Annotated in this window: 1 protein-coding gene and 1 pseudogene; both read right to left on the bottom strand. The window is 47.3% G+C overall.

Annotated elements, in window-relative coordinates; genetic code table 11:
• Positions 1–434, bottom strand: a 434-nt coding sequence (locus tag A3756_RS01195; RefSeq protein WP_231875445.1) for an ABC transporter permease, incomplete at its 3' end; no start/stop codon positions are given.
• A 32-nt stretch (positions 435–466) separates the two neighbouring features.
• Positions 467–736: pseudogene (locus tag A3756_RS26980) on the bottom strand (phospholipid ABC transporter ATP-binding protein MlaF); the annotation flags it as partial.

A 736-nucleotide genomic window follows, 5' to 3' on the forward strand; every position in this document is an offset into this window, starting at 1 on the left:
GGTGCAATAACGCACTTTAAGGGGTCAACACCCATCATTTCCATACTACTGAGCTGCTCGGTAGCCTTCATCAGGCCAATTTCTGCCGTTAAAGCTGAACCTGCGCGGCCAGCGAACAGTAACGCTGTCACCACCGGCCCCAGCTCTCTAACCAGTGTTAAGGCAACCATCTGCCCAACAGCTTGTTCTGAGCCATAATCGACAAGAATGCTGTAGCCCTGTAAAGCAAGCACCATACCGATAAACAAGCCGGATACAATAATAATAACAAGCGACAACACTCCGACGTGATATAACTGTTTGACCAGAAGGCGAAAGCCTTTGAGGTTTGGCGTTAAACCGAAAATAGCACGGAGCAAGAAAATCCCCGAACGCCCCATCGCCGCCCAAAAATCTATTCCCTTACGTCCATATTGAACAAAAAAATCAATCACTAAGCTAATCTCACACTTGAAGGAACTATGGGCTACCCTAACAATTCGCTACGAAAATCTGTAGCCGGGTAATGAAAAGGAACAGGGCCATCAGGCAAACCGTTAAGAAACTGCTTTACCAGCGGAGAGCCTGAGGTTTTTAGCTCCTCTGGAGAACCTTCACCAATGACAACACCGTCAGCCAAGATTACAGCATGATCACAGATGCTTAGGGACTCTGTAATATCATGCGAAACCAGCACGCTCGTTAAGCCTAATGCATCATTAAGCAAGCGAATCAATTGAACCAGCACTCCCATCGC

This window comes from Oleiphilus sp. HI0086 (assembly GCF_001635225.1).